Source organism: Streptomyces rectiviolaceus (genome assembly GCF_039533825.1).
Taxonomy (GTDB): Bacteria; Actinomycetota; Actinomycetes; order Streptomycetales; family Streptomycetaceae; genus Streptomyces; species Streptomyces rectiviolaceus.
The window spans coordinates 24,033-34,051 of sequence record NZ_BAAAUG010000112.1 but is presented as its reverse complement, the minus strand read 5'-3'; the positions used below and the strand labels follow the sequence as shown (position 1 = coordinate 34,051).

General features: G+C 71.4%; 7 protein-coding genes. 2 read left to right on the top strand and 5 right to left on the bottom strand.

Features of this window, described 5'->3' with window-relative positions; all coding sequences use genetic code 11:
* From ABD378_RS28390 to ABD378_RS28375, 4 genes are all read right to left on the bottom strand, one after another.
* On the bottom strand, nucleotides 1-1,390 hold a 1,390-nt coding region (locus ABD378_RS28390), incomplete at its 3' end, for an acyl-CoA dehydrogenase family protein (RefSeq protein ID WP_344525205.1).
* Nucleotide 1,391: 1 nt separating this feature from the next.
* The gene (locus ABD378_RS28385; RefSeq protein WP_344525203.1) at nucleotides 1,392-3,176 is read right to left on the bottom strand and encodes a fatty acyl-AMP ligase; all 1,785 of its coding nucleotides are present in this window, start codon (nucleotides 3,174-3,176) and stop codon (nucleotides 1,392-1,394) included.
* A 201-nt stretch (nucleotides 3,177-3,377) separates the two neighbouring features.
* Nucleotides 3,378-5,297 (bottom strand): HAD-IIIC family phosphatase, encoded by a 1,920-nt coding sequence (locus ABD378_RS28380; RefSeq protein ID WP_386546666.1) that lies wholly within the window; start codon nucleotides 5,295-5,297, stop codon nucleotides 3,378-3,380.
* A gap of 160 nt (nucleotides 5,298-5,457) precedes the next feature.
* Complete coding sequence (locus ABD378_RS28375; RefSeq protein WP_344525199.1) at nucleotides 5,458-7,194, bottom strand: 1-deoxy-D-xylulose-5-phosphate synthase N-terminal domain-containing protein; 1,737 nt, start codon at nucleotides 7,192-7,194, stop codon at nucleotides 5,458-5,460.
* Nucleotides 7,195-7,354: 160 nt separating this feature from the next.
* On the opposite strand from ABD378_RS28375, the gene ABD378_RS28370 reads away from it, so the two are divergent.
* The gene (locus ABD378_RS28370) at nucleotides 7,355-7,804 is read left to right on the top strand and encodes an SRPBCC family protein (RefSeq protein ID WP_344525197.1); all 450 of its coding nucleotides are present in this window, start codon (nucleotides 7,355-7,357) and stop codon (nucleotides 7,802-7,804) included.
* Nucleotides 7,805-7,870: 66 nt separating this feature from the next.
* Here ABD378_RS28370 and ABD378_RS28365 read toward each other — a convergent pair whose 3' ends face one another.
* The gene (locus ABD378_RS28365) at nucleotides 7,871-8,599 is read right to left on the bottom strand and encodes a hemerythrin domain-containing protein (protein WP_344525195.1); all 729 of its coding nucleotides are present in this window, start codon (nucleotides 8,597-8,599) and stop codon (nucleotides 7,871-7,873) included.
* 144 nt (nucleotides 8,600-8,743) lie between these two features.
* On the opposite strand from ABD378_RS28365, the gene ABD378_RS28360 reads away from it, so the two are divergent.
* Nucleotides 8,744-10,015: an FAD-dependent oxidoreductase gene (locus ABD378_RS28360; protein ID WP_344525193.1), complete on the top strand. Its 1,272-nt coding sequence runs from the start codon at nucleotides 8,744-8,746 to the stop codon at nucleotides 10,013-10,015.
* The last annotated feature ends 4 nt before the right edge of the window (nucleotides 10,016-10,019 follow it).

Below are 10,019 nucleotides of genomic sequence, written 5' to 3'. Positions count from 1 at the left end.
GCTCGGCCGCGGCGGCCGCCGGGCGCAACGCCGGTTCACCGGCCGCCCGTCGGACGATGGCGTCGACGGATGCCGCGAGGCCCGCGATGACTCCGCTGCCGCGCCGCGCGACGAGGGACAGCCTCGAGGGGTCGAGCGGGGGCAGCGGCGCGCCCAGGTCGTAGGCGGCGACCGCGCCCTCGCTGTCGCCGGTGCCGCGCCGGTGGCCGCGTACCAGCGAACGGAACTGGTTCACCAGGGAGTTGAGGTTCACCAGCGTGTTGCCGTCGAAGAGACCGACGATGCGGTGGTCCCGCTCGACCTTCTGGAACCTGCCGTCCGCGTACACGTCCTTGAGGAAGGCACGAGCACCGAGGAGACCTCTGAGTTCGCCGAGGACCGCCTCCGTGCCGGAGGGCAGCAGGTATTTGGAGACCGCCGCGGTGAGACTCATCTCGGCGGTCTGGGTGTGCACGGCGCGGGACGCGACGAGCGCGAGCGCCTCGTTGAGGAGCAGGTCGGCCGCCGCGGCGGCCAGGGTTCCGCGCGCCTTGGGCAGATCGATCATGCGTCGCCCGTACAGCTCGCGCTCCTCGGCGAAGTCCAGGGCGATGCGAAGGCCGTGGTCTCCGGCGCCCAGGGAGAGCGACGCGCACATGGTGCGGGTCAGCTGCAGGGCCTTGATGACGATCTCGGCGCCGCCGCCCTCGGCGCCGACCAGGGACCGGCGCGGCACCCGGGCCCCGTCGAAGGTGATGCCGGAGATGTCGGCGCCGCGGATGCCGTGGGTGTGCACCTTGGGCAGATGGCGGTAGCTGCCCTCCTCCAGCTCGCGCTTGTCGACGAGCAGGACGCTGAAGCCGCGCGGCCCGCCGACCGGGTCGGTGCGGGTGAGCAGGGACAGGACGGAGCCGCGGGTGGCGTTGTTGATCAGCCACTTCTCGCCGCTGACCAGCCAGCCGCCGGGCGCCGCCGCCGTGTCGTCGACCCGCACCTCGCCGGCGAGCAGATCGCTGCCGTGGGCGCGTTCGGTGAGGCCGAGCGAGACGGGGACGCCCGCCTTGATGTCGGCGCCCAGCCGCTCGCCCTGCTCCGCGCTGCCCGCGATCCACACACAGACACCGCCCAGGTAGGTCTTGCCGTGGCCGATGGCGGCGGTCAGGTCGCGCCGGGCGACGACACGGGTGAGCTGGAGCAGCTGTTCGTAGTCGCTGAGCTGTCCGCCGTGCTGGACCGGCACGTAGTAGCCGGAGAGGCCCCACTCCTGGAGGCGGCGGCAGATGTCCGCGGGGAACTCCTCCTTCTCGTCCAGCTCCGCGCAGCGCGCGTAGGAGAACGTCTCCCGCGGGTCGTTCGGGTCCCCGAGGAAGCGGTCGAGGTCCCCGGCCAGCCGGTACGGCGGATGCTCCATGTCAGATCACCGTTTCCAGCGGACGGTCGGTGGCATCGGCGACCAGGCCGCGCACGCCGGGCTCGAGCACCTCGTACAGCGGGGTGATCTGCCCCTTGAGGAACAGCTGGCGCATCAGGGTCCGCTGGATCTTCCCGCTGGTCGTCTTGCGGATGGTGCCGGGGCGGACGAGGAGCACATTGCCCGCGGGGATGTTGAGCTCGCGGCCGATGAGCGCCTGGACGCCGGTGGCCAGGGTCCGCAGGTCGGTACTGACGGAACTGGTGCGCACCTCCTGTACGACGACCAGGTGCTCCCGGTCGGTCTCCACCGCGAACACGGCTCCCGAGCCGGTGGCAAGGGCCTTGTCGGTGCTCTGCACGGCGCGCTCGATGTCCGTCGGGTAGAGGTTGCGGCCCGCCACGATGACGAGTTCCTTGAGACGCCCCGTCACATAGAGCTGGCCGTCCTCCAGGACGCCCAGGTCGCCGGTGCGCAGCCAGCCGCCCTCGTCATGGCCGCCCTTGCCGTCGCTGAGGGCCGCGTCGAAGATCTCCTTGTTGGTGAGGGGCCGCTTCCAGTAGCCGGTCGCCACGCTGTCGCCCTTGGCCCAGATCTCGCCGACGGATCCTTCGGGCCTCTCCTGGAAGGTCTCCGGGTCGACGATGCGTACGTCGAAGTCGTGGAAGACGCCACTGCTGACCAGGGTGCGGCTGGGCTCGTCGGCGCGCGGGTCGGCGAGGTGTCCTGCCTCCAGGGCCTCGGAGTCGACACCGAGGACGACGGGGCGGGTGCCGCGCGGGGTGCCGGAGACGAGGAGGGTCGTCTCGGCCATGCCGTAGCAGGGGAAGAAGGTCTCGGGGCGGAAGCCCGCGGGCTCGAAGCGCTCGGTGAAGGCGCGGATCGTCTCGGCCCTGACGGGCTCGGCGCCGTTGCAGGCCGCCTGCCAGCTGGAGAGGTCGAGGCCGGCGAGCTGCTCGTCGGTGACGCGGCGCAGGCAGAGGTCGTAGGCGAAGTTGGGGCCGCCGCCGATGGTGACCTTGTAGTCGCCGATCATCTGCAGCCAGCGGTGCGGGCGCTTGAGGAAGGAGACCGGTGACATGAGGGAGGCCGAGCCGCCGAGGAAGAGCGGCTGGAGTATGTGACCGATCAGGCCCATGTCGTGGTAGAAGGGCAGCCAACCGCCGTAGCGGGTATCGGAGTTGGAGCCGACGGAGCGCTGGATGGCGGTCTCGTTGGCGAGCAGGTTGTGGTGCGAGACCATGACGCCCTTGGGCTCGCTCGTCGAGCCCGACGTGTACTGCAGGAAGGCAAGGTTGTCCGGCGTGAGCGACGGCTCGCTCCAGGCTCCGGCGTCGCCGTAGCCGACGCTGTCGGTGGCGAGGCAGTCCACGTCCGACATGCCCTCGGCCGCGAGCCAGGCGGAGATCTCAGGGGCGTTGCCCCCGTCGGTGAGCACCGCGCGCGCCTCGGCGTCCCGCAGGATTCCCGAGACCCGGGCGAAGTGCTGGCCCTGCTCGGTGGGAAGCGGTGCGGGCACGGCCACGGCCCCGGCGTACAGGCAGCCGACGAAGGCCTTGATGAATTCCAGGCCTGAGGGGTAGAGCAGCAGGACCTGACGCCCGGTCGCCCCGCGCTCCTGCAGCCAGGAGCCGATCCGCCGTGCCTCCTGGTCGAGTTGGCCGTACGTCAGATGCTGCGGGGCCGAGCCCTTGGCGTCGTCCGGCAGAAAGATGAAGGCGTCCTTGGGGCCGAGTGCGCTGGTGCGCGCCAGGACCAGTTCCGTAAAGGTTCGGAAGGTTGTCAACTTCTTTCCCTGACCTCTCCACGATCCGCTGGCTTGGCGCCGGCGAGGATTGTTCGGACAGCGTGATGCTCCGACGACGCGCTAAGGCGGCGCTTGTGCGGGCCGGAACAGGCCTGGCGCCCGCCCCGGGAAAGGGGGCGGGCGCCAGGAAGGGGTGCCGGGGATTCCGGGAAGCGGAATCGAAGTGGAATCGCAGCGGAATCAGGCGTCGGTGAAAGTGACGTCGAGGGTGAGATGCGCGGGAAGTGTGGGGAGTTCGGTGAGCGAATGCCGGAACTCCAGGGCGCCGTCCGCGCTTTCCTCGATGATCTCGAAGCCGAGCGAGGGACAGAAGTCGCGGACCCGGTGATTCTTCGCGGTGGGCCGGTAACTCGCAAGGACGGCGGCCGCCCCGGAGTCGCGGGCGTGCGTCAGCAGCGAGGCCAGCGCCGCCTCCTCGATGCCGCGGGCGAAGACCCGGCAGCTCAGGAGCATGTTGTCGATGCGCAGCCCCTCCGCCGTGCGGTGCGCGAACAGGGCCCCGACGACGCCGTTGTCGCCGAAGCGGTCGCGGGAGCGCACGGCGAGCACCAGATGGTCGGCGGATGCCTTCTGCCGCACCACGTCCGCCTGCTGGAGGCGCTGCGTGGTGAGGTTGAACTGGTTGGTCCGCAGGGTGATCTGGGCGATCCTTGCCAGCTCGTGGTCGCGTACGGGCGACACCTCCACGCGGATGTCCAGGGCCTTGAGGTACTCCTCCATCGAGCCCGCGCTCTCCTGGAGGTCCTGCCGGTCGGCCTCGGAGCGGTACTGGCCCGCCCGCGTGCGGTCCTCGGCCGTCAGCTCACGGACGTCGAACCAGCCGTCGGCGAGCAGCCGGTCCACGTGCAGCGCCGGCTCCTCGTCGAGACGGATCACGGCGACCTCGGGCAGGCTCGCGGCCACCAGGCCGCATTCGAAGGGCGAGTCGTCGGCGAAGACGAAGCTGTCCACGCCGAGGTTGAGCCGCTGTGCGATGTCACGGAGATTGCCGTCCTTCGGCTGCCAGTTGGCGTTGACCCGGGTGAAGTCCGCCTCCCGCAGCACCATGTCGGGGTGGTCGCGCAACACGCCGAGCACCGGCTCCTTGTCGTTCTTGCTGCATACGGCGAGCAGTACGCCCTGCGCCCCGATCTGCTTGACCGCGCGCTGGAACGTGCGGAAGGCCTCGCCGCGGTAGGTCGTCGCGGCCGCGATGCCATCGGCGCCGTCGTCGCCCAGGATGCCGTCCCACAGGGTGTTGTCGAGGTCCACGACGAGCACCTTCTTGGCACGGCCGCGCAGCGCCCTGGCCAGGTGGCCGATCTCGCGGGCGTAGCGGCCGAGCAGTTCCTCGCCGAGGTGCACCTTGGCGTAGGCGGCGAGCCGGCTGTCGCGGAGGGGGCCGCATTCGGCGATCAGCGGGTCGAGGTCGACGACGTGCAGCCGGGGGTGCTCGGCGGCGAGCCGCAGCAGCCCGGTGTTGAACTCGCGCCAGCGCACCGAGAGTTCGGTGCGTGAGCGGTGGTCCACCAGCTGGTGGGTCTGGCTGCTCAGGAGGGGCAGCGTGTTGAGTACGAGGGTTCCCGGACCGTGCTCGGTGTAGCGGGCCACAAGCCCGGCGATCAGCTCCAGCTTGGCGTCGAGCGCCGCGGCCAGGTCCTCCACCCGCCAGGGCAGCGGGAGTTCGTCGAAGACGACCGGTGCGTCGAGGACGCACAGGGCGAGGTCGGTGCCGGGTGCGTACAGCGGGCTGCCGGTGTCCTGAAGATCCCGCAGCCAGGAGTCGTACTCCGTGTCGGAGGCCCGCAGCGGGATGCCGTGCCGGGCGAACTGGGCGGTGAGGGCCGGGGGCAGGGCGTCCAGCATGCCGTGTCCGGTGATCGCGACGGTGGCAGGGCCGGCACCCGGGTGCAGTTCCCGGATGCTTTCCGGCTCGACGCGGGCGAGCAGCCTGCCCGCGCGGGTGAGGTCCGCCAACCCCGTGGGTGATGCGGCGAGTTCGGCGAGCAGCGCGGGCACCGCCGGGTACTCCGCCGCGATGCGTTGCTCCCGGTGCAGCGCGCGCAGCCTGTCCAGGGGGCCGACCCGCTCCGCCTCAGTGGTCGTCACTGCTGTCGTCACTGCTGTCGTCACGTCTCTCTTCTCCTGTCAGTGGCGGGGCACGCGTATCAGGGGGCCGGACGGCCGCGCGTCGGTGACGCGGCAGCCATGCGATGCGTGGCCCCCACCTTGGAGGGGTCGGCTAAAGGGCCCATTGCATCGGTCGAAGCGAGGCGACGCCTCAGGTCGGAAGACCGCTCAGTACGGTCTCCGCCATGCCCGGCCCGGTCAGGCCAGACCCCGCTGTACCGCTCGCAAGGCGCAGCACGCGTACGCGGGCCGAGGCGTCGTTCAGTGTCTCGGCGAGCCCCGAACCGACCCCGCCCGCCCGGCCGCCTTCCTCGACGGTGACCACGAGCCGGTGCTCCAGGGCGAGTTCGGCGATCCGCGGGTCGAGGGGCTCGACCCATCCCGGGTCCACGACGGTCACGCCCACACCGCGCGCCTCGAGGAGTCCGGCGGCCACGAGACTGACGTGGGCCATCGCTCCCACCGAGACGACGAGTACGTCGCGTGGGCCGTCGGCGGTCCGGTGCAGCACGTCGGTGCCGCGGTCGTGGGCCACGGCCTCGATGTCGGGCCCGACGGGTCCTCGGGGCAAGTGGATCGCCGTGGGTCCGTCGTCGATCTCGATGGCCCTGCGCAGCTGGGCCCGCAGCCGGGCGCCGTCGCGCGGTACGGCGATCCGGAGTCCGGGGACAAGACGCGGCAGCGCCAGGTCCGACATCCCGTCGGGTCCGGGCCCCGCGCCTTCGGTCCGTGTCTCCCCGTCCGCCCCTTCCGCCCTGTCAGCCCCGTCCACCACGAACGTCACGCCCCGCCTGTGCCCGGCGACGTCGTCGAGGACCTGGCCCAGGGCGCGGTGCAGGAAGGACGCGCCCACCGCCACGACGGGGTGCAGTCCGCCCGCGGCCAGTCCTGCGGCGGAGGTGACGGCGTGCTGTCCGGCGCCGCCCGCGTCGTGCACCCGCTCGGGGTAGACCTCGGCGAACGGGTCGAGCCCCGCGGGGCGGGGTGTGCCCGCCGTGACCCCGACGGCCTCGGGCCGGTCCGCGCCGGCCTTGACCATTTCCTCGCCGAAGACCGACGTCCAGGACTCCTCCTGCCCCGCGTCCGCGCCGGTGACCTCGGCGGTGCGCGTCCTCGCGTGGGTCACGCAGTGCACGATCGCCGGGCCACCGGAGTCCCTGGCCCTGCGCAGCGCGGCCTCGAGGTCGGGCACGCTGTGGCCGTCGACCGGCCCGGTGTACGTCAGGCCGAGGTGGGCGAAAAGCCCCTGCGGGGCGGCCGGTTCGCCCAGGCTCCGCTTGACGCCGTGCAGGGCGCCGAAGAGCGGGCGGCCGACGACCGGGGTGCGGCGCAGGACGTTCTCGCCCAGGTCCAGGAAGCGCTCGGCGAGTCCGCCACGCTCGGTGAGGGACAGGCCGCCACGGTCGTTGACCACGATGACGACCGGCAGGTCCCCGGTGGCCGCGATGCTGTTGAGCGCCTCCCAGGTGACCCCGGTGGTGAGCGCTTCGTCGTCGATGACGGCGACCACGTGCCGGTCGGCGCCGCCGCGCAGCCGCAGGGCCCTGGCGATCCCGTCGGCGCAGGAGAGGGCCGTCTGTGCGCGCGGCCGGGTGGCGTCCCGGTGCCCGGTGAGCAGTTCGTGGACGTGACTCTGGTCGGCGCGGTCGAACAGGAGGGGGTCGCGGGGGGAGTTGAAGACCCGGTGCAGGGCGATGGTCAGCTCCACCACGCCGAGGCTCGGCCCCAGGTCCGAGCTCGTACCGGATTCACGGGAGGCGGCGTCCACCAGGAACTCCCTGATCTCCTCGGCGAGTCCGGGCAGCCGCTCGGCTTGAAGGGCGCGTATGTCGTACGGGCCGTACACGCCGTCGAGAAGCGGCGTCCGCAATTCTGCCTGCGTATTCAAAGCGCGCCTCCATTGGGCAATTCTGCATGGTCTCGCTAAAGGGTGGCTTGCGCGGCTTGAATTCCCGTACGGAGCCGGTGAACTCGGGGCGGCCGCGAGGCTAGCATTGCCTTGTCGAGCACCTTAAGGAAACAATCCCCTGGCGAAGGAGTCCAGACCTATGCGCCGCATTTCCGCCTCGATAGAGATCGAAGCCGACCCCACACAAGTGTGGGCGGTCCTTTCTGATTTCGCCGCGTTCCACGAATGGAACCCTTTTCTCGTGGAGGCCGATGGAACGGCCTCGCCCGGCGCCCGTCTCTCGCTGCGATTCCGTCTCCCGTCGGGCAGGGAAATGACCTTCCGGCCCACCGTCCTGGTGAGTGAAGCAGGTCATCTGCTGCGCTGGCGCGGCCGGTTCGGGGTCCGCGGCATCTTCGACGGTGAGCACAGCTTCGAGCTGACAGCGGTCGGCGACGGCACCCGGGTCGTGCAGGCCGAGCGGTTCAGCGGAGTCCTCGTGCCGTTCACCGGGTCCGTCATCTCCGACTCGGAGCGCGGTTTCGCGGCGCTGAACGAGGCGCTCAAGCAGCGTGTGGAGTCCCGTTCGAGGAGCGTACGCATCGACTGAGCACGCACAAGAGCCTGCCGTGCACTCCGGGGGAATGAGTGCACGGCAGGCAGTCCGTGGTGGTGCTCAGGTGCCGTGCAGCCGGGCCGTCGCGCGGCGGTGCAGCCGCCGCCCTGCCACCCGCCACAACAGTCGCACCGGGCTCGGCAGCCGGCCGAGGAACTGCTCCTGCCCGTCGGCGCCGGCCGCGGCGGACATGGCCCCGAGCATGTAGAGCCGGTGCGCCTTCGGCACGGCCGCCCGGCCGCGCTCGCTCAGCCGCGCCCACTGCTCGGCGGTGAATCGCCCCGGGACCAGGGGCAGGATGTGGGCCTCCTCGTCGGCGAGGTGTTCGGCGAGGACCGGTACGAGATCGGCGCAGGCGTCCGCGACGGCATCTCGCCGCGCCGGCTCCGCGCGCTCGCGCCATCGGGGCAGCGCCTCCTGGAGCCGCCCCAGCGCCTCGGCGATCCGCTCGTGCTGCTCCTCCATGCGCCGTAGCACCCGCGCGTCGACAGCGGAGTCGTCGGCAAGGCGCGGCCAGACCAGCTCGTCCTCCGCCAGGTGGTGCTCCTCCAGCATGCCGCCGAGCGCCGCGAGATGGCCGGCGACGGTCTCGCTGCGCCGGGTGTCTCCCGCGCCGACACCGCGTACAAGAGAAATGGCGGCCGTGTACTCCCGTCGGAAGAGGGAGTGGACGAGCACCATCTCGTCGGTGTCCGGCGCGTTCCGCGCAAGGGCGGCCGTGTGCGCCTTCCCTGCCTTCCCGGCCGTTCGTGCCGTTCTTGCCGTTCCTGCCGTGTCCGCTGCTCTCATCAGCACTCCTGGGGTAGCTGCGGTGCCGAGCCTTGTGCCAGGTCCTTAAGGACGCCTTGTGTGGGGCGCCGCGGCCCGCAAGCCGAGCTTTAGTCCGCACGCCGATGCTCGCCGGGACCAACCGTTCCGTGGAGAGGCAGAAAGATGGCAGCGGCTCATCGGACGCAGGTCTGTGTGGTGGGAGGCGGACCCGCCGGGCTCACCCTCGCGCTCGAACTGGCACGACGGTCCGTCGCGGTGACGGTGGTGGAGCAGAGCGCGCGCTTCGACCGCTCTTTCCGCGGCGAGTCGATCTCGCCCGACTCGGTCTGGCTGCTCGACCGGATGGGGCTCCTTGACAAGGTCCGTGACCAGACCCTCGAGACCCACCACATGGAGATCATGGAGAACGGGCGCACCGTCCTGTCCGCCGACTTCGCCGCGTTCGACCAGCCCTCCCCCTACCCCATGGAGCTGCCCCAGCCACCGCTCCTGACGGCCCTGACCGAGGAGGCATCGGCGCTCCCCGGATTCAAGTTGGTGCGCAAGGCCGCCGCCACCGGCCTGCTGCACGACGCGGACGGGCGGGTGGCCGGGGTGCGCTGCACGGGTCCCGACGGCCCCTTCGAGGTGCACGCCGCGCTCACCGTCGGGGCCGACGGGCGGTTCAGCAAGGTCCGTGAGATGTCGGGGCTCGCGTACGAGAAGACGCCCCTCGAGCGGGACTTCGTCTGGTTCAAGGTGCCGAGGCCCGCGGCCTGGGACGGACACACCTACCGGGTGCGGATCGTCGGCGACCGGCACGGCCTGTTCATCCCGACGGTGCCCGACCTGGTCCGGGTCGGCTTCAACATCCCCAAGGGCGGCCTGCGCGACATGCGCAAGGAGGGCGTCCGCGCCCTGCACGCCCGGATCGACGAGCTGGCGCCCGAGATCTCCACGGGCGTGCGCGACGCGGTCACCAAGTGGTCGGACACCTCGATGCTGGACATCTTCACCACGGTGGTTCCCCAGTGGTCCTGCCCGGGTCTGGCGTTGATGGGGGACGCCGCGCACACCCTCACCCCCGTGCTCGGCCAGGGCGTCAACCACGCGATCACCGATGCGGTGGTCCTGGCCCGGCTCACCTCCGAAGCGCTTGCGCACGGCGGAACGGGCGCGTCCCCGCACGCCGCCCTGGACGCGGCGACGCAACGCTTCCAGCAGGAGCGCGAGGCCTCCGTGGCCGTCGCGCGCACGCTGCAGCTGCGTCAGGAGCGTGCCTTCGCGCTCTCCGGCCGGCTCTCCCGCGCGCTGCGCCGAACCGTCTATCGCACGGTCGGCTCCAGCACCAGGGCGAAGGGGAAGATCTTCGCCCGCATCTACTACCCGCTCCAGGAGGCCGAGCGGACCCGGCCGCTCGACATCGCGCCCCTGCCGGTGCCCAGCGGGCAGTAACCGC